Genomic DNA, 17,251 nt, shown 5'->3' on the forward strand with positions numbered 1-17,251 from the left:
GCGGGCATGAGGAGGAAGTGACCGGGCAATGGGCACAAACCAGCGCACCCAGATCGTGATGAGTCCCGACGAGATCGAGGAGTTCATCGCCCGCAGCCGAACCGCCACCCTCGCCACGACCGGACCCGACGGCAGCATTCATCTCGTTGCCATGTGGTACGGGATCATCGACGGCGAGATCTGGTTCGAGACGAAGGCCAAGTCGCAGAAGGCCGTCAATCTCCGGCGCAACAATCGGTGTTCGGTTCTCATCGAGGACGGCGACACCTACGGCACCTTGCGCGGCGTGGCCATCGAGGGCACCGCGGAGATCCTCGACGACGCCGATTCCTGCCTGCAGGTGGGTATCTCGGTGTGGGAGCGCTACACCGCCCCGTACACCGAGGAATCCAAACCCTTCGTCGAGCAGATGATGAACAAGCGCGTCGCGGTACGCATCACCGGAAGCCGGACGCGCTCCTGGGATCACCGCAAGCTCGGTCTGCCACAGACGCCGGTGTCCGGATCGACGGCCCAGTATCTGTAGGCACCGCTGCCTCCGGCGTCGATAACATCCCCGGCTGCACAAGCGAAAGGCGCCCTCCCCGGGATTACCGGGAAGGGCGCCTTTCTCTGTAGCCCCGACGGGATTCGAACCCGCGCTACCGCCTTGAGAGGCCAGTCGGGCGGTGCCGGTAGAGGCGATATCCGTTGTAGGACAACACCATGCATCTCCAGGCTCATCCACTCTTGGACAACGAAAATCAGGTCTGTGTGTCCACCGCTGTGTCCACTCACATCGCCTGCCTGCGGATTTCGTCGAGAGCTGTCGCGACCGAATCCAGGTCGTCGTCGAACAGATCGGAGTACACGTCGAGCGTCATCGACGCCTTCGCGTGCCCCAACATCCGTTGCACTGCCAACACGCTCGCGCCCGCGCTGATCGCCAGCGACGCCGCGGTGTGTCTCAGCTCGTGCGGCGTCAGCCCGTCAGGGCACTTCGCCGCGACCACCGCGTCGTCGAACCACGATTCCCGGGCCGCCTTTACCCGCAACGGCCCACCAGACCGCTCACCCTTGAACACCAGGTCGTCACGCCGTTTACCCGCCATGTGATTCGCGAGCTCGGCAGCCACCGACTTCGGGATCGGGACCCAGCGTTGCTCGTGGTCCTTCGGCTCCCCCCACACGAACCGACCGTCGACGACCGTCACCGCCCGGGCCACATGCAGCCTGCGGCGCAGCATGTCGACGTCGGCCACCTGCAGCGCCGCCATCTCCCCCCACCGCAGGCCGGTGTAAGCGAGCAGCAGCACCAACGGGCGCCACCCCTCGGCGGCCGTCGCCAACTCCTCCACCTGCGCGGCGGTGAGGTAGCGCCGCTTCGCATGTTTGACCCGAGGCAGGTTCACTCCGCGCGCCGGATTCGAGGGGATGCGCTGATCACGGACAGCCAGTTCGAGGATCTGCGAGAGCACTCGATGGTTTTTCACCACGCTGGCCGCTGAGCAGTCCTGGCCACTCACCCACGCCTGCACGTCGATATGCCGCACCGACGACACCGCAGTCGACCCGAACGTCGGCGTGATCCAGGTGTCGATGATCGACTGGTACCGAGACTTGGTAGACGTCGCGATGTTCGCCTTGCCGTCGAGCCAGAGCGTCGCCCATTCCGTCACTGTGACGCGACCGCGCGACGGGTCGACATAGGTGCCCGCCGCCTTGTCGGTCTCCACCTGGTGCAGATACGCGGTGGCGGCGGCCTTCGAAGCGAATCCGCGCTTGCGGGTCTGCTGGCCGGTCGGCTTGCGGTAGCGCACTTCCCACCGGTGGCCGGCGCCGACGGGGTACTTCGAGATCGATCCCATGTGAACCTCCTACACACCAGACTAATCGAACGAATGTGCGAAAACTGTCGGTGTCGTCAGGTACAAATCAGACATGCGAGACCGAGAACACATCCTCGATGACATCACCACAGCTGCCCGAAGGTTTGACACCCGGTTACTGTCCGATGCGGAGTTAGAGGACTTCCTCGCTCTGCTCAGGTGCTTCACCGATGTTCCGAACGGCGTCGGTCGCCCGATCCTCCGCGTCGTCTGAAGTCTTCTGGCTTTTGACCGCCTGGCTCGGTGCTCCCTGTTCCTCATCATCTTCCACTGCATTGCTGCCTCCGGTCATACGCCGACGCACCTCGTCGAGAAGTGCGTCATCGGTTAGATCCGCCGCGACCGGTCGGATCGTCACTACGTCGGCAGCCTCGTTCTCGGTCAGGTACCCAGCCGCTATGAGTGCCTCCACCGGCGGGCGTCGAAACGCCCTGGCGAACTTGATGATGTTCTCCGGCTTGTTCGCACCTTCGCGCTTCCACCGAGAGATCGTCGACTGATCGACTCCGGATACCTCTGCGATCTGCTTCTGCGTCAATCGCTCACCCGCATGCCGGGTGATGTACCCCCACCAGTCGTTCGCCATAGAGACACCGTAATGCGTCCACGCAATCTCATCACTAGGCGAAACGCGGTTGCGTCTACGCAACTACCCAGTTGAGGGAATTACAGGCGTGTGTTTCTGCATGTCATGCACGCAATTCAAGCCCGTTACCTAATCGTGACTCGAGCATATTGCGTACACGCCTAGTCATGCGTACATTCATAGGCGTCAACGCAATACCGCACTACAGAGGAGGTGAAAGTGTTGGCCACCCTGCGCCTCAACCAGCCGGGACTCTCGAAGATCCGACGGCTCACTGGGCTCGACAAGGACTATGCGTTCGCTGAACGTATCCGCGTCGACTCCGGCACCGTCTCCCGAGTCCTCACCGGTAAGAGCGCTCCCGGCCCCCGGTTCATCGCGGGGTGCATCGAAGCGTTCGGGAGCGACTGCTTCACAGATCTTTTCGACGTCATACCCGACGACACGGCGGCTTGATCAACCCAGTGCCCTTGGCATGGCTGGTCTGGGTAGGGCTCGTTAGGGCAGGGCTTGGCAGGCAGGGCAGGGCGCGGATTGGCACAGCAAGGCGTGGCGCGATTCGGCAGGCATGGATTGGCAAGGCGTGGCGAGTCAGGGCTTGCTCCGGCAGGCACGGCATGGCGCGGCGCGGAACGGTGCGGTGCGGCTCGGAATGGCTTGGTTTTGGCAGGCGTGGAAAGGCAAGGCCGAACTAGGTATGCCCCGGTTAGGCGCGGCAGGCAGGGCAAGGCTGCGCAAGTCGAGGCTTGGCCCGCCTGGGCCACACAACAGACAACCCCGGTGCTCACAACACCGGGGCCATCACAGAAATCAGCAAGTCCAACTGACACAAGGAGATTACCAGATGTCTGATCAGATTCAGCTCAACAAAATCGATGTCGAAACCCTCACGGTCCCGATCATCGGCACCACCCCCCTCATCGTTCACCGCTGGTCCGACAAAGCCAAGCGGCAGATGCTCGACGCCCAACAGGGCAAGAAGAAGGTCAAGGAGATCCGCGACCCGCAGGCCGACTACGAGGCCAGCTTCTACCGGATCGCCACCGACGAGGGTGACCGCTACGGCTTCCCGGTCCTTGCGTTCAAGGCCGCGACCATCGGCGCCGCTCGCTTCTACGACAAGTCGGTCACCATGACCAGCTTGCGACAGATGCTCTTCTTCAAAGGCATTCTCACCAAGGCTGATCCGCAACAACTCGTCCAGATCGACGGCGAACCGCACATGCGTGAAGACGTCGTCCGCGTCGGCCAAGGCACAGACCTTCGATACCGCGGCGAGTTCTCCGAGTGGAGCGCCGTCCTCAACGTCTCCTTTGTCACCAGCTCCCTATCTCGCGACTCCGTACTCTCCCTGATCGATGCCGGCGGCATGGGCGTCGGCGTCGGCGAATGGCGGCCGCAGAAGTCCGGCGAGTTCGGCACCTACATGATCGACCACTCGCGCGACATTGAGGTGGCCCGATGAGCGACCTTCGAGCACACCTGACATCCCTATACGTCGAACGGGGCCAACTCACCCCGCAGGACGTCGTGGACGACGCGCGGCCCACCGATTCTCCCTTGCACCACCGCTTCGAGTGGAACGACGCACTGGCGGGCGAGGCATACCGCCGGGTTCAAGCTCAGCAACTCATCCGGTCGGTGAAGATCAGCTTCCCCGAATCGGCCCCAGTCACCGAGCGGCGCAGTGTTCGCGCATTCTCCTCGGTACGTGGTGGCGACAAGCCCGAAACCGAGGGCTACGCACCAACGGAAGAGGTCATCGCCAACGACTTCGGCCGCAAGGTGCTCTTGCGCGACCTCGAACGTGAGATCGCATCACTCAAGCGAAAGTACGGACACCTCAAGGAATTTGCTGCATTGATGACCGAGGCGGTGTCGGCATGAATCGCAAAACGCTCAGCATCCCCGACGTCGTCGAGATGACCGGGCGCGGCACAACCGTCGTCGGCGACGCGCTGCGCTCCGGCGCACTCCACGGCTCACAGTCGCAACCCCGCGGCACCTGGTTCATCACCGAAGCCGCCGTCGACGCCTGGATCGCCGCCGGCTGCCCCCGCTACGGAAAGGCGGCGTCATGACCACCACGCTCCCTACCGTCTCGACCGCCGAAGTACTCGGACGGCTCATCGAGCAGATCGGCGAGGCCGCCGGCCCCGACACCTCGATGCTCACCTACACCTCCGAGCATGGCGCCCATGTCGACGTCATCGGCGTCAATCCTGACCGGTTCCCCGAGTGGAACGCCGACGAACCGTTGGCCGCCGTGCGGATCACCACCGCCCGCTCCGGACTGCGCATGATCTCGGCCCACTCCCACACCCTCGTCCGCGCGCTGCAACTCGTCGCCTCGGTGATGGCGTTCCCGCCCGAGTCCGGCGCGACGCTGCGCCTCGTCCCGAACGGCGGTGCGTGATGCTTCCTGGCCTCCACGACATCGCCGGCGAACCCGACAGCTTCTACGACGACCTCGTCGACTGCCCGTGGTGCGGCGGCTTCCATGACGCCGACGACGACCCCTGCCCCGCCATGCCCACCGATGCGCCCGAGCACGACGACGACATCGACTGGGCCGACTGGATCGGCGAGGTCGCCTGATGGACCCCACGACCTTCACCGCGATCGTCGCCGTCGGGATCATTGGCGGCTTCATCTCCACCACCATCCTCGCGTTCATCTGGCCCAACGAGCCGATCGACGACGACAACGAGACTGATTGAGAGACAACGAATCATGAGCATCGACAATCTGAACCTACTTCCACACCTCGCCGCCGACTACATCCGTGAGCACGGGTGGACACAGGGGACCGAACAGGACGCCGACGGCCATGTGTGCCTGACCGGGGCGTTGCGCCTGTGCTCGCCAGTCCCCGGTGACGGATACATCGCGCGAGAGGTGTTTCGCCGACGCCATCGCGCCGAGGTCTGGAACGACGAGCACGGGCGCACCTCTGATGAGGTGATCACCTACCTCGCGGAATCGGAGATCACCGACGCGGAGTTGGCCGAGACATTCGGGCCGCAATGGCACGAGATCGTGGCCCAGGTCCGTGCGATCTCCGGCGCTACCCCCCGGCAGATCACTGACCTGGCCGCCGCTGGGGGCGCCGCTGGGGCCGCCGCTTGGGACGCCGCTTGGGACGCCGCTCGGGCCGCCGCTTGGGGCGCCGCTCGGGACGCCGCTTGGGACGCCGCTTGGGACGCCGCTCGGGCCGCCGCTTGGGGCGCCGCTCGGGACGCCGCTCGGGCCGCCGCTTGGGCCGCCGCTCGGGACGCCGCTTGGGGCGCCGCTCGGGACGCCGCTTGGGGCGCCGCTCGGGACGCCGCTTGGGCTCTCGTCACTCGGGATCTGATCGGCACCAACGGATACACCCAAGAGCACTACGACCTCCTCACCGAGCCGTGGCGGCAGGTTATGGGACCGCTGCACGCCGATGATGCGGAGATGTCCCGATGACCACTCTCGAACCCGGCACCGTCGACCTCGATGCCGTGCGCGACAAACTCGACGCCTACAAGGCCCTCGACGCCCAGATCAAAGTCCTCACCGAAACGAAGGCCACCCTGCGCACCGACATCGAACTCGCGTTGGGCGACAACGAGATCGGCAAGCTCGACGGCCACACCGTCGTCACCTGGAAGCACAACGCCAAGACTCGCCGGTTCAACAAGAAGGCACTCGAAAAGGCGCGCCCCGAGATCGTCGAGGAATACACCGAACTCGTTGACGGCAACCGCGTGTTCAAGGTGATCGAGTGATGGCCACCGAGCTCGACGACCTCAAAGCCCTCATCATCGACGGCGCGAAAGGCGACGACCGCAGCCAGCAAGTCGCCCTCGGCCCGTCCGAAGTCGGCCACCCGTGCCTACGCAAACTCGCCCTCGGACTGCTCCACGCGCCCAAGGTCAACAGTTTCGACGATCCGCTCCCCTCAGTCGTCGGCACCGGGGCCCACAGCCGCGTCGAAGACTTCGCGCAGCGCGCCAACGCTCGCCTCGTTGCCGAGGGCAAGCCGTCACGCTGGCTCGCCGAACACCGCGTCACCGTGCGCGAAGGACTCGCCGGCACCTGCGACCTCTATGACATGGCGACCAACACCGTCATCGACTGGAAGTTCCCCGGCACCAGCCGCATGGACACCTACCGCAGGCAAGGCCCGTCTGAAACCTACCGCCGCCAAGCACACCTGTACGGACGCGGCTGGCGCAACCTCGGACTCCCCGTTGAGCACGTCGGCATCTGTTTCCTGCCCCGCGGTGGACAACTCAAGCACGCCCACCTGTGGACCGAGCCCTATAGCGACGCCGTCGTCGACGAAACCCTTGCCCGCATCGACACCGTCACCGCGCTCATCTGGGATCTGCAACTCGGCGAACACCCCGAACGCATCAACGACATCCCCGCCACTCCCGACGGCTGCTGGGTGTGCCCGTACCAGTCGCGACACCCCGGGCCCTTCCAGTGCATGGGCGGCAAAGACTCCGACACCACCGTGTCGGCCCCCCAGGGCGCATTCGCGCTCTGACCACCTAATAGTGAAAGTGAGCACCAACACCATGAGCAGCAACGCATTTGACCTCGGCGGCGAAGGCAACTCGTTCGCATTCGACACCGTCGGCGCGTCCGTAACGGGACGTATCACCGACATCGAGCAGGTCCAGCAGACCGACATGCAGACCGGTCAGCCCGCAGTCTGGGACGACGGCAAACCGAAGATGATGGTTCGGGTCGAGCTGCAGACCGAGATCCGCGACACCCCGTTCGACGACGGCAAGCGCTCGGTCTACCTCCGAGGTCCCCGCAAGCCCGAATCGAAGTCGAGCATGGCGGCGGTCCTCGCCGCGGTGATGGCAGCCACCGGCGCGCGGGCGATCGCGCGCGGCGGCACGCTGACCCTCACCTACTCCGGCGACGGGGAGCCGTCCCGCAAGGGCTACAACGCGCCCAAGCAGTACGAGGCGTCCTATCGGGCACCGCTCGTCGACCTTGGCGGCGGCGAGCCCGAGGCGGGTGCACAGCCGGCCACCACGACCGCTCCCACGCCCGACTCTGACGAGGTGCCGGCCGGATTCACCGCCGACCAGTGGGCAGCCATGCCCGAGGCCACCAAGGCCGCGATCCGCGCCGCCCAGCAGTAACACCCACTGATGTCGGCTGCCCCGTAAGGGGTTGCGGGGCAGCCGACATCACCACCACCCCGGAGTCGCCATGACCACACCCAGACCCAGACCTGTCGTCCGCGCACAGAGCGTGACGATGATCAACGCCGACGGCAGCACCGACCTCTTCACTCCCGCAGTCCATCTCGAGCAGATGACCACCGACCGCGACTACTGGCAGGAGTTGGCCGGCCAACGCCGCGAGCAGGTCCGCACCCTCGAAGCCGACCTCATCATGTGTCGTGAGCAACTGGCCCAGGAGTCCGACGGTGATTGCCTGGGCCATCTCACCGATGGCTGCCCTGACGCGCAGCTCCCGGAGCCTGACCACACCAACCCGGCGCACGGTGACTTCGTGCGCGACTGGATAGGCGGCGTCCCGAATTCAGAACTGGGTGGCGGTGAGGACGGCGAGGGTCCTGGTGAGCGCGTCCGTGAGGCCGTGCTCGACTACATCGACCGTCTCGAAGCCGCCCAGCAGCAGGCCGACTCGGATGAGGAGCTGATCGAAAAGGCGGCGAAGGTGATCGCCGTCGACAGCCCCCCGGACGCGTTGGACTACGAAACCGCACGAAACCTCCTCGCCGCCAACCTCCTGCGGGACGGGGATCGCAAAGCGAAAGACGATGGCGAGGCGCCGTTCCATCGCGGCATCAGCAACGGCCAACTCCTCGCAATGGACTCTGATCGCCGCGCGGAAGTCATCGCCTCTTTGAGTCCGGAGGTGCGTCGACAGCTGGCCAACATAGCCTCTCTCGGCGCATCCCGCCTAATCTCCCAGGTCATAGCCGAAAAAGACGATTGGCGTGCCGGACCCCGACTGGCCTCGGCACGCGAATTCACCGACCTCGCCGCCAACCTCCTGCGGGACGGCGGTGAGAAGTGATGGGAAACCTCAGCATTCACAGTGGCTCACCACTGGACATTGAGGTCGACAATTTCGACGAGGTGGTCATCGACGAGATGTACTGGCTCACCGTAGATGAAGCCGAGGCGCTGGCTGAAGGGATTCTGCGTGCGGTAACGCTCGTGCGCGGGCGTCGGCACAGCAAGCCCGCCGATGGCGGTGAATCCCGATGACCTGGCACCCCATCACCTGCACCGAGCGTGAAGAACTCATCGACAAGGTGGGCCGCTCCCACAACGGGCCAGCCGCACCGTACGCACCGATCAGTGGCCGGAGTGACCTCGGCGGCGAATACGGAGACCCCTGCATCCTCACCATCTGGGGACGCAAGGAGACGGAAGCGCCCCTGCTCAAAGACATTCGATACCCGGCGCCTGATTTCGATGGGCCTGATTCGCGCCCGTGTGAACACTTCCGATGGGAGGAATCCCGATGACCGACAACGCAACTCTGACAGTCGAACAGTTCCCGGTCGAATACCGGGAGACCATGATCATCGCCTACCCGACCATAGCGCGGATGAGCCGCGACGAGTTCTACTACGCGAGCAGCAGCGACCGTGACGAGGCTTTCGCGCGTGTGCTCGCCGCGAAGAATCTGCGCCGCACACACGAGATGTACCTGGACGACCTGGAGGAATCCCGATGACCGACATGACATCCGAGCAGTACCGGGAGCTGGCCGATCTGTGCGAGCTTCCCGAGCCGACCGACAGGGAAGTCGACGACGACCTCAAAGCACTCGGATTCCACTCCGAAGAGAAGTACCCGGAACACCCGCATGCCTCTCTTCGGGTCGCTTATCGAGAAGGCTGGAATTCGGCCTGTGCCGCCATCATCCGGCGTGTGCGAGAGGCGGACAAGGGATGAGCGGCGACCCAGCCTTTGCAGCGGCACAGCGGGCGTGGGATGACGGCAGAGGCCCGACGACCCTGCCGGTGATCGACAACGAGGCACCTCCCGGACTGATCGCCGCCGCCCGTGAGATGGCTGCACCGATACGGGAGCTGCATCAGCCGTGTGACATGCAGTCCGGCGTGGTGCCGCTCACGTGCTACGAGTGCAGCGATGTATGGCCCTGTGCCACAGCGCGTCTCGTTTACGCCGAGGAGGAGCTGACGTGAGCGACGTAGAAGACCGGGCGCGGGACCTACTAGCTGACCCGCCAATCGGCGTAGAGACGTGGGGGCCGGTCGTCGAGGAACTACTGGCCGAACTCGCCAAGGCCCGCAACGTGATCGAGCAGGTGCGGGCGATGTTGGAAGTGGCATCCGATCAGTTGCACGACGCCGCTGACGGCATTGGAGAATACAACGACGCTCACGAATGGCTTGAATACGCCACGAAGATGGTCCGGTATAGCCGCCTAATAGCAGACGGCATGGCCGACAAGGTGCCCGAGCGGTACCGGCAGAAAGTCGTTCGCATCCTCGGCGACGCTGAGGGGAGTGGACAGTGAGTGCATACGAAACGATCATCAGTGCGCTTGACGACGACAGCACTCACGATGAGGCAGCCCAGCGCATCCTCGATGCCTTGCACGCCAACGGGTTTTCGGTGGTGGAGAAGCCGGACTTGCCGGAGACCGCCGACTATGCGGTGGCTGGTGACCATGTCTGGGTGGAGCGACCGCTCGTTGTGACCGATCTGCACGTGTTCACCCAAGCCGAGGCCCGCCGGTACGCCGCTGCTCTCCTCGCCGCTGCCGACGCCGCTGAGCGTGCCGGGGACGACGGGGAGGGACGATGAGTCGACCAGTACTCCTAGACCTGTTTTGTGGTGCAGGCGGCGCAACCAAGGGTTACCAGGATGCAGGCTTCTACGTTGTAGGTGTGGACCTGCACCCGCAGCCGAACTATTGCGGAGACAAATTCATTCAGACGGATGCGATGCAGCTCCTTAGAGACCTGGTGGGTGGCCCATTCAAACCTCTAGTAGCAGGAACTTTAGGTCGCGTGGTGGCGGTGCATGCTTCACCGCCATGTCAAAGGTATAGCGCCATGTCGAAGTGCAGGCCGGATATCGCCGAGAAGTACCCCGACCTCGTAGCTCCAGTGCGAGAACTCTTGAAGCGTCTAGGCAAACCATACGTCATCGAGAACGTGCCAGGTGCTCCGCTAATCGATCCGGTCATGTTGTGCGGAACCATGTTCGGCCGCGAGCTGTACCGGCATCGGCTGTTCGAGTCGAACCTGCCATTAATTGCACCCGGCCATCCGAAGCATGTGGTGCCCGCGTCGAAGGCTGGGCATTGGACGCCGGGCACGATCATGTCGATTTCCGGGCATGTCAGCCCAATCGCTCACGCCCGCAACATCATGGGAATCGGCTGGTGCACACGCGAGGAACTGGCTGAGGCGATACCTCCGGCGTACACCGAGTTCATTGGTCGACAGATCATGGCGTCGCTGAAGGCGGTGGCGTGATGCCCCTCCTCAACCTAATCGAGCTCGCCACCCTCCTGTGTGCGGCTGCTGTCGCCGTGTGGCGGATGGAGGTGAAGTGATGCCACAACGGATTGCGATCTGTAAGCACTGCAACAAAGCAATCAAATGGGCTGTGATGTGGAACCACTTCTCCGACGAGACTTTCGAGGGCTGGCGACACTTCACCGATGACGACTGGCTCCACTGCACGGGTGGTGCCGAGCCTAAGCCCGGCGTGCTCGATGGGCACTACGTCGATGGCGCCTGGGTACGGGGTGAGGCGTGATGGCCATCTACATTTCCGGCCCGATGACCGGCTATCCCGACTGCAACTTCCCCGCCTTCCAGTCCGCAGCAGATCGGCTGCGGCTCATCGGCCTTGACGTGGTGTCACCCCACGAGTTCGGCGAAGGTGACGGCCAATCGTGGGCTGACTACCTCCGTAAGGATCTCCTGGCCATGCTCGAACATTGCGACAGTGTCGCGACCTTGCACGGCTGGGAGAAGTCACGAGGTGCGCAGTTGGAGGTCCACGTCGCCACCGCGCTCGGGATGCGAGTCGAGAGCGTCGAATGGTGGGCCATCGGCGGCGACAACTGGGCGGCGTCCTGATGCCCCGCCACCGCCACCCCCGCTGCACCCGCTGCCATGCCCGACTCGCCTCCTCCGACTGGCGGCGACGGGTGTGCGCGGGGTGTTTGTGGGGGACGAAACCTGTTGAACAGCACACTGATACGAGGAACAGACGCGAATGAACACCAGGTCAACGCCGACCACACTCACCTTCGCCGACGCCCTCGATCACCTCGGGCACGACGGCACCGAACACGTCGCCCTCTGCCACAAGACCGGCGACGGGCCCTTCACCACCCACGTCAACACCCCCGGCGTCGTCACCACCATCGCCACCACGCTCACCGGCGCCGACGTGTGGTTCTCCATCAACCCCGTCACCGGGCCGCCACGCACCGGACCCCGCGGCGGCGCTGACACCATCACCCGCCTCGCCGCACTCTGGGCCGACCTCGACGTCAAACCCGGCGCCTGCCCCGACCTCGACGCGGCCCACGACCTCATCGCCGACCTGTCCATCGCGATCGGCACCCGCCCCACCCTCACCATCGCGTCGGGGCATGGGCTGCAACCCATCTGGGCGATCGACGACGAGGACAACGCCATCCTCGACAGCCCCGAACGCACGATGGTCGCCGGCGTCATCCTCAAACGGTGGGGGCGCCTGGTCTCCACCATCGCCGCAACACGCGGCATCGCGGTCGACTCCGTCTTCGACCTCCCCCGCATCCTGCGCGTCCCCGAGACCACCAACCACAAGGGTGATCCGGTGCCCGCCACCGCGGCCGCCGACACCGGAACACCGCTGACGTACGGCGAAATCCTCGACGCTCTCGACGCCTATGGCATCGCCGAGCTCACCAGCGATCCCCTGCTGACCGACCCCGTCGACACCGGCACCTGGACGTGGGCAGAACGCACCTGCGGGTACGTGCAGAAGATGGTCGCATCCTGGGCGACCGAGAAGCCCGACGCGCGGCACCCGTGGATGCTCGCCCAAGCCACCCGGCTGGCGTGCGCGCGCCGCAAGGGCTGCATCACCGACAGCGACCACACGGCCGCGATCGACACCCTCACGCGCCGCCTCGAAGACCTCTGCGCCGCCGGGTCGAACGCCCGCAACGTCGCGCCGTCGGAAGTCCGTGACGGGCTCGTGTGGGGCGAGCAGCGGGCCGCGGTGATGAGCGATGGCCAACTCGACCGCGAACTCGGCAACCACAGCCACACACCCGAACTCGTGATCCTCGACGGAGACAACATCACCGCCATGTCCACCGCGCCCCGACCCGCCAGCAACGGCACCGCGGCCCTCGCACCCGCCGGGCAGCCGCTACAGACCGAACGCACCGACCTCGGCAACGCCAGACAGCTCGTGCACCACCACGGCGGACGACTGCGCTACAACCCCACCCGACGCGCCTGGCTCTCCTGGGACGGGATGCGCTGGCGGATCAGCGACGACGACAGCCCCGCCCTCGACGCCGCCATCGCGACCGCCGACGGGCTGCCGGCCACCAGCGACATCGAGCAGGCATTCCGCCGCAAATCGCAGGGCAGATCGGGCCTGGAGAACATGGTCGCCATCGCGCGACGCGACCGGCGCATCCGGGTCACCGCCGACGAGCTCGACGCCCACCCCTATCTGCTGAACACCCCGACTGGCACCGTCGACCTCGAGACCGGGACGCAGCACGAGCACCGGCCCACCGAGAACCACACCAAGCTCACCGCTGTCGGTTGCGACTTCGACATGCCCACCCCACGGTGGGACGCGTTCCTCACCGACACCTTCGGCGGCAACATCGAACTCATCGACTACATCCAGCGAGTCGTCGGATACGCCGCCACCGGCCGCGTCACCCACCACATCCTGCCATTCCTGCACGGCGCCGGCGCCAACGGCAAGAGCGTCCTCACCGACGTGCTGCTCGACGTGCTCGGCGACTACGCCATCACCGTGCCCAGCCACGTGCTGATCGCGGGAAAGTACAGCCACGACACCGAACTCGCCCGCCTGGCAGGGGCGCGCCTGGCGATCTGCTCCGAGGTCGACGAGGACGGCAAGTTCGACGAGCAGCGCGTCAAGACACTCACCGGTGGCGACAGGCTCTCGGCGCGATTCCTGTATGCGAACCCATTCGAATTCACGCCCAGTCACACGCTCATTCTGTCGGGTAATCATCAGCCGTCGGTGAAAATGGGCGGCAATTCCTTCTGGCGGCGACTGCGGCTTATCCCGTTCGAGCACACCGTGCCGGAAAAGGACCGCATCGACAATCTGAAATCCATTCTGGTCGATGAGGAAGGGCCAGGCATTCTCGCGTGGATCGTCGAGGGCGCTCAGGCGGCCATGGCGGGCCTGAACGAGCCGCGCTCGGTCATCGAGGCCACCGCGGCCTACGAGCGCGAAGAGGACGCGTTCGGTCAGTTCGTCGGCGACTGCCTGCACCTCGCACCCGGTAGCGACATCGTCAAGGCCGACACCACCAAGGTCCGAGCCGCCTACTCCTCGTGGTGTCGAGCCAACGGGGTGACCGAGCTATCCGCGCAGACGTTTGGGCGCGAGATGAGACGCAGAACCGGCACCACGATCGCGCTATCGAACAGCCGCAAATTCTATCGAGGAGTCTCCCTTATTGAGGCCGAGATTGACGATCCGAGGAACCCGGAATGACGAGTTATCCACAGGGACCGATATCTCCAGAACGGTCGCTTCGATCGGTCGCTCCGCTCGAAGCGCGCAGCGACCGCAGCGACCATGCAGTGACCGAAAATTTGTTCTATGGTCGCTGCTGTTTCCCCACGTCAAGCCGAAATAGCGACCATAGCGACCAAAAAGAGAAAGATTTGGGCCTTACGCGCGAGGCTGTAGAACGCAACAGTAGTCACACAAGTGCTCATACGTCACACAATCAGCTCTACGCACGTAACACCTGTCAAAAAACGGTCGCTACGGTCGCTGTGTCCGGAGTTATCCACAACCTCGGCGGCGTCCAGTGAGCCCCGCAGCGCGCTGCGTCTGCCCCGACTGCGGCGCCTCCCACGCCCGCCGGAAAACACCCGCCGACACGGTGACGCGTCCATCGATGGCCGACGCCACCGACCTCGCCCCGGTGAAGTGCCCACAGTGCGCGGCACCAGTCCTCGCCGGCCGCATCGACGCCCAGGATCGACGCCTCGACCCCGACCCGCTCACCGAGCTCGGCGTCCTCGCCTACCGACCCACAGAACGTGTGCTCGCCACCGTCCGCGGCGGCCGAGGTCGCAACCTGTCCTACGCCTGGCGCTGGCCACCACCGGACGGCGTCACCGTGCACGTCGAGCACCAGTGCGGCAAACCCGTCCCCCGCGAATTGCGAGAAGTGAATATCACCCGACATCACCGCACCACCAATTACCAATGGCCAGGCACTCCCCCATTTTGAAAGGACGACCGATGGTGAATCGCAATAAAGCCAATAAAGCCAAGGGCGATAAATACGAGAGAGATATCCTTGCGCGTTGCCTCGAATTCGGATTCACTCAAGCCAGACGGACCCGGCCCGGGCGGATGGAAGACATGGGCGACATCCACCTCACCCACGACGGCCGCCACATCCTGCAGACCAAGGACGCAGCAACACCCGTCTGGCGCGAGTGGCTGACTGGTCTCGCTCGGCAGAAGTACGCGGCCCAGGCGGCCACAGCCGCGCTCGTGGTGAAGCGGCGAGGGTCAGGGGCCAATCCGCCGATCCACCTCGCCGTGATGCATCTGGACGACTACCTCGCGTTACTGCGGCTGACCGAGGCGTACCGTGAGCGCGCCCAGATCGACGGAGACGTCGCATGAGTGCCGCGGCCAACTGGTCGACCTGTCAGTGCGGAAAGCGGACGTACAGGCGAAAGCAGGACGCCAAGACCGTACGCCGCATCCACGGCGGCGATCACCTGTCGGTATACCGGTGCACATCTGGCTATTGGCACATCGGACATCGGCCCGCGCAACTCACACGGGGACAAATCTCCCGGGCTGATCTCAGGAGGGCGAGATGAGCATGATGGGCAACTTCTTCGGAGTGGAGATCGAGCTCGACCTCCAGAAGGCCGCCGAGAACGGTGAACCCGTCCTCACGCGCGCCGACAGCCGCCAATGGTGGGCTGAGCAGCCGCAACGAATCTCAGAACGCCTGGAAGGTGGCACGAAGTGACGAAACGTTCGCCGGACTTCACACGCGTGATGGGGGCCTTGTCGCCGGGTGAGCTGGATGATCTGGCTCGGAAACTGGATCTGGTGACCACCGATCTTGTTGTCCGACTGGCTATTGCTGGTGAGCCGTGGTCGCGGATGGGTGTTGCGGGGCCGCATGTGCAGTCTCAGCCGTGTTCGCGTCCGCCGTACAACATTGGCGCCGACATCGTTCGTGAAGCTCTCTGGAACGAGCTGGGGACGACGATCCGGGTGCTGTGTGAGCATCGCGGTGTCGAGGTGCCGGCGTTCGACAGTCTCGTCGCCGCGGCAGGATGGCTACGCCAACATAGGGTTGCGTTCTCAACGATGGATGCACAGGTGGGTCGTGAGCTGGCGTTCGGTGTGATGCGGGCGATCGATTCTGCGGTGCGGTCAGTGGGTGTGGTGGATCAGGAATACCGGATTCCCGACATGCGAGCGCAGATTATGATCGCCACCGCGAACCAGCATCAGGTCGACGCCGGTCGTGTGGAGAAACTGGCACACAAGTTGGGCGACCAGGCGAAGGGACTGAACCGGCGTCGTGTCGACTACTTGCGGCGGTCGGGCCAGCTCATGGGCGAGTGGGACGAAGAGACGGGCAAGTGGTGGTATCGGCTCGGTGATGTGCTGGCCGCGCACAAGCGGGCCCGTCTGGCGCGCGTTCGGCGTGGTGCTTGACAATTTCACCAGGTCGCCAGGTAAGCTGCGCTTGCGCGACCGATGACCCTCAAGGGCCGGTCGCGTCTCTTGTGCGAGGGGTACGCGCATCTCGCCCAGCCCGCCGTCGAGCCTTGGCTGACCACAACACGCGCCAACCATGGAGGTCACCGTGCTGCTCGTGCTACTCGCCGCCGTCTGCACACCCATCCGCTGGATCGCCTGCACCCACGCCGCCATCCAACACCGCATCGAATCGGCAGCACAGCGAGAAGCTGCGTGGCTCAACGCCATACAGGCCGAACGGACGCTGCCGTGAGCTACCCGACCGACCCCGCCGACCGCGAAGGACACGGCCGCTGGTGCATCATTCAACGCCCCGCAGCCGGCACCTTGTGGCTCGCTGACGAGGGTGAACGCATCGGGTTCGAAGCAACCCCCGACTCTGACCCCGCGCCCGTGCTCACCCTGTTGCAGACCGCAGTCGACGCAGGCCGCACCGCTGCCGAGGCGTGGGACATGGTTGTCGGCATGGTCGGTGTCACCGTGCATGTCGGGGATCTCGGACACTGGCGAGAGGATCGGGGCTCGAGACGGCAGAGGGTGCAATGAGCCAGACCGACGTCGACACCCGCTTCACGCTCCTTTGCTCCGAACTCAACGCCACCATGCGCGGCCAACGCGGCCGACTCAAAGCCGCACACGCCATCGCGATCCGCGACCGACTACTCCCCAAGCTGCACGCCGCACGCACCGACAACCGCAGCGGTCGACGACTCACCGACAACCAGGTCACCGAAATGTGCGACCTGTTCACCGACATCACCGGCATCGACATCCCGGTCTGACACACGCAAGGAGGG

At 64.7% G+C, this 17,251-nt stretch carries 33 protein-coding genes; 31 read left to right on the top strand and 2 right to left on the bottom strand.

Translation table 11 applies throughout. The features are described 5' to 3' along the window. The first annotated feature begins 28 nt into the window (after window positions 1-28). Window positions 29-526: a PPOX class F420-dependent oxidoreductase gene (locus P3L18_RS01900; RefSeq protein WP_276113051.1), complete on the top strand. Its 498-nt coding sequence runs from the start codon at window positions 29-31 to the stop codon at window positions 524-526. A gap of 247 nt (window positions 527-773) precedes the next feature. On the opposite strand, the gene P3L18_RS01905 is transcribed toward P3L18_RS01900, so the two are convergent. Beyond that, window positions 774-1,847, bottom strand: a complete 1,074-nt coding sequence (locus P3L18_RS01905; protein WP_276113052.1) for a tyrosine-type recombinase/integrase — start codon at window positions 1,845-1,847, stop codon at window positions 774-776. Window positions 1,848-2,001: 154 nt separating this feature from the next. Beyond that, window positions 2,002-2,454 (bottom strand): helix-turn-helix transcriptional regulator, encoded by a 453-nt coding sequence (locus tag P3L18_RS01910; protein ID WP_276113053.1) that lies wholly within the window; start codon window positions 2,452-2,454, stop codon window positions 2,002-2,004. Between the two features lie 213 nt (window positions 2,455-2,667). On the opposite strand from P3L18_RS01910, the gene P3L18_RS01915 reads away from it, so the two are divergent. The 30 genes from P3L18_RS01915 (at window position 2,668) to P3L18_RS02060 (ending at window position 17,236) form a co-directional block, all read left to right on the top strand. Then, window positions 2,668-2,910 carry a helix-turn-helix transcriptional regulator gene (locus P3L18_RS01915; RefSeq protein ID WP_276113054.1) on the top strand — a complete coding sequence of 81 codons (243 nt, stop codon included), beginning with the start codon at window positions 2,668-2,670 and terminating at the stop codon, window positions 2,908-2,910. A 388-nt stretch (window positions 2,911-3,298) separates the two neighbouring features. Next, complete coding sequence (locus P3L18_RS01920) at window positions 3,299-3,919, top strand: hypothetical protein (protein ID WP_276113055.1); 621 nt, start codon at window positions 3,299-3,301, stop codon at window positions 3,917-3,919. Further along, window positions 3,916-4,341, top strand: a complete 426-nt coding sequence (locus P3L18_RS01925; protein WP_276113056.1) for a hypothetical protein — start codon at window positions 3,916-3,918, stop codon at window positions 4,339-4,341. Before P3L18_RS01920 ends, P3L18_RS01925 begins: the two co-directional genes overlap by 4 nt. Next, a complete protein-coding gene (locus tag P3L18_RS01930) occupies window positions 4,338-4,535 on the top strand; it encodes a hypothetical protein (protein ID WP_276113057.1) in 198 nt (65 codons plus the stop codon). Before P3L18_RS01925 ends, P3L18_RS01930 begins: the two co-directional genes overlap by 4 nt. After that, the gene (locus P3L18_RS01935) at window positions 4,532-4,870 is read left to right on the top strand and encodes a hypothetical protein (RefSeq protein ID WP_276113058.1); all 339 of its coding nucleotides are present in this window, start codon (window positions 4,532-4,534) and stop codon (window positions 4,868-4,870) included. Before P3L18_RS01930 ends, P3L18_RS01935 begins: the two co-directional genes overlap by 4 nt. Further along, a complete protein-coding gene (locus P3L18_RS01940) occupies window positions 4,870-5,052 on the top strand; it encodes a hypothetical protein (protein ID WP_276113059.1) in 183 nt (60 codons plus the stop codon). The genes P3L18_RS01935 and P3L18_RS01940 overlap by 1 nt, the downstream gene beginning before the upstream one ends. Next, the gene (locus tag P3L18_RS01945; protein WP_276113060.1) at window positions 5,052-5,174 is read left to right on the top strand and encodes a hypothetical protein; all 123 of its coding nucleotides are present in this window, start codon (window positions 5,052-5,054) and stop codon (window positions 5,172-5,174) included. The genes P3L18_RS01940 and P3L18_RS01945 overlap by 1 nt, the downstream gene beginning before the upstream one ends. Window positions 5,175-5,187: 13 nt before the next feature. Beyond that, a complete protein-coding gene (locus P3L18_RS01950; protein WP_276113061.1) occupies window positions 5,188-5,913 on the top strand; it encodes a hypothetical protein in 726 nt (241 codons plus the stop codon). After that, the gene (locus P3L18_RS01955) at window positions 5,910-6,215 is read left to right on the top strand and encodes a hypothetical protein (RefSeq protein WP_276113062.1); all 306 of its coding nucleotides are present in this window, start codon (window positions 5,910-5,912) and stop codon (window positions 6,213-6,215) included. Before P3L18_RS01950 ends, P3L18_RS01955 begins: the two co-directional genes overlap by 4 nt. After that, window positions 6,215-6,982, top strand: coding sequence for a hypothetical protein (locus P3L18_RS01960; RefSeq protein ID WP_276113063.1), 768 nt, complete (start codon window positions 6,215-6,217; stop codon window positions 6,980-6,982). Before P3L18_RS01955 ends, P3L18_RS01960 begins: the two co-directional genes overlap by 1 nt. Before the next feature lie 16 nt (window positions 6,983-6,998). Then, window positions 6,999-7,595, top strand: coding sequence for a hypothetical protein (locus P3L18_RS01965; RefSeq protein ID WP_276113064.1), 597 nt, complete (start codon window positions 6,999-7,001; stop codon window positions 7,593-7,595). Window positions 7,596-7,665: 70 nt separating this feature from the next. Further along, window positions 7,666-8,502, top strand: coding sequence for a hypothetical protein (locus P3L18_RS01970; RefSeq protein ID WP_276113065.1), 837 nt, complete (start codon window positions 7,666-7,668; stop codon window positions 8,500-8,502). Continuing rightward, window positions 8,502-8,696 carry a hypothetical protein gene (locus P3L18_RS01975; RefSeq protein ID WP_276113066.1) on the top strand — a complete coding sequence of 65 codons (195 nt, stop codon included), beginning with the start codon at window positions 8,502-8,504 and terminating at the stop codon, window positions 8,694-8,696. The genes P3L18_RS01970 and P3L18_RS01975 overlap by 1 nt, the downstream gene beginning before the upstream one ends. Next, window positions 8,693-8,959, top strand: a complete 267-nt coding sequence (locus P3L18_RS01980; RefSeq protein WP_276113067.1) for a hypothetical protein — start codon at window positions 8,693-8,695, stop codon at window positions 8,957-8,959. Before P3L18_RS01975 ends, P3L18_RS01980 begins: the two co-directional genes overlap by 4 nt. Continuing rightward, on the top strand, window positions 8,956-9,171 hold the full coding sequence (locus tag P3L18_RS01985) for a hypothetical protein (RefSeq protein WP_276113068.1): 216 nt from the start codon (window positions 8,956-8,958) through the stop codon (window positions 9,169-9,171). Before P3L18_RS01980 ends, P3L18_RS01985 begins: the two co-directional genes overlap by 4 nt. Further along, a complete protein-coding gene (locus P3L18_RS01990; protein ID WP_276113069.1) occupies window positions 9,168-9,392 on the top strand; it encodes a hypothetical protein in 225 nt (74 codons plus the stop codon). Before P3L18_RS01985 ends, P3L18_RS01990 begins: the two co-directional genes overlap by 4 nt. Further along, a complete protein-coding gene (locus P3L18_RS01995) occupies window positions 9,389-9,646 on the top strand; it encodes a hypothetical protein (protein ID WP_276113070.1) in 258 nt (85 codons plus the stop codon). Before P3L18_RS01990 ends, P3L18_RS01995 begins: the two co-directional genes overlap by 4 nt. Next, window positions 9,643-9,981 (top strand): hypothetical protein, encoded by a 339-nt coding sequence (locus P3L18_RS02000; RefSeq protein ID WP_276113071.1) that lies wholly within the window; start codon window positions 9,643-9,645, stop codon window positions 9,979-9,981. Before P3L18_RS01995 ends, P3L18_RS02000 begins: the two co-directional genes overlap by 4 nt. Continuing rightward, complete coding sequence (locus tag P3L18_RS02005; protein WP_276113072.1) at window positions 9,978-10,271, top strand: hypothetical protein; 294 nt, start codon at window positions 9,978-9,980, stop codon at window positions 10,269-10,271. The genes P3L18_RS02000 and P3L18_RS02005 overlap by 4 nt, the downstream gene beginning before the upstream one ends. Further along, a complete protein-coding gene (locus P3L18_RS02010; protein ID WP_276113073.1) occupies window positions 10,268-10,948 on the top strand; it encodes a DNA methylase in 681 nt (226 codons plus the stop codon). The genes P3L18_RS02005 and P3L18_RS02010 overlap by 4 nt, the downstream gene beginning before the upstream one ends. 79 nt (window positions 10,949-11,027) lie before the next feature. Further along, window positions 11,028-11,234, top strand: coding sequence for a hypothetical protein (locus P3L18_RS02015; protein ID WP_276113074.1), 207 nt, complete (start codon window positions 11,028-11,030; stop codon window positions 11,232-11,234). Then, window positions 11,234-11,560: a DUF4406 domain-containing protein gene (locus P3L18_RS02020; RefSeq protein ID WP_276113075.1), complete on the top strand. Its 327-nt coding sequence runs from the start codon at window positions 11,234-11,236 to the stop codon at window positions 11,558-11,560. Before P3L18_RS02015 ends, P3L18_RS02020 begins: the two co-directional genes overlap by 1 nt. Before the next feature lie 139 nt (window positions 11,561-11,699). Beyond that, the gene (locus P3L18_RS02025; RefSeq protein ID WP_276113076.1) at window positions 11,700-14,195 is read left to right on the top strand and encodes a phage/plasmid primase, P4 family; all 2,496 of its coding nucleotides are present in this window, start codon (window positions 11,700-11,702) and stop codon (window positions 14,193-14,195) included. Window positions 14,196-14,607: 412 nt separating this feature from the next. Beyond that, window positions 14,608-14,946, top strand: a complete 339-nt coding sequence (locus P3L18_RS02030; RefSeq protein ID WP_276113077.1) for a hypothetical protein — start codon at window positions 14,608-14,610, stop codon at window positions 14,944-14,946. 11 nt (window positions 14,947-14,957) lie between these two features. Beyond that, window positions 14,958-15,350 carry a hypothetical protein gene (locus P3L18_RS02035; protein WP_276113078.1) on the top strand — a complete coding sequence of 131 codons (393 nt, stop codon included), beginning with the start codon at window positions 14,958-14,960 and terminating at the stop codon, window positions 15,348-15,350. Window positions 15,351-15,549: 199 nt separating this feature from the next. Further along, entirely contained in the window at window positions 15,550-15,708 is a 159-nt protein-coding gene (locus P3L18_RS02040; RefSeq protein ID WP_276113079.1) for a hypothetical protein, read from the top strand. Beyond that, window positions 15,705-16,409 (top strand): hypothetical protein, encoded by a 705-nt coding sequence (locus P3L18_RS02045; protein ID WP_276113080.1) that lies wholly within the window; start codon window positions 15,705-15,707, stop codon window positions 16,407-16,409. Before P3L18_RS02040 ends, P3L18_RS02045 begins: the two co-directional genes overlap by 4 nt. 139 nt (window positions 16,410-16,548) lie before the next feature. Further along, window positions 16,549-16,707 carry a hypothetical protein gene (locus P3L18_RS02050; RefSeq protein ID WP_276113081.1) on the top strand — a complete coding sequence of 53 codons (159 nt, stop codon included), beginning with the start codon at window positions 16,549-16,551 and terminating at the stop codon, window positions 16,705-16,707. After that, the gene (locus P3L18_RS02055; protein WP_276113082.1) at window positions 16,704-17,000 is read left to right on the top strand and encodes a hypothetical protein; all 297 of its coding nucleotides are present in this window, start codon (window positions 16,704-16,706) and stop codon (window positions 16,998-17,000) included. Before P3L18_RS02050 ends, P3L18_RS02055 begins: the two co-directional genes overlap by 4 nt. Then, window positions 16,997-17,236, top strand: coding sequence for a hypothetical protein (locus tag P3L18_RS02060; RefSeq protein WP_276113083.1), 240 nt, complete (start codon window positions 16,997-16,999; stop codon window positions 17,234-17,236). The genes P3L18_RS02055 and P3L18_RS02060 overlap by 4 nt, the downstream gene beginning before the upstream one ends. Window positions 17,237-17,251 lie beyond the last annotated feature (15 nt).

This window comes from Gordonia sp. N1V (assembly GCF_029269935.1).
GTDB lineage: Bacteria > Actinomycetota > Actinomycetes > Mycobacteriales > Mycobacteriaceae > Gordonia > Gordonia polyisoprenivorans.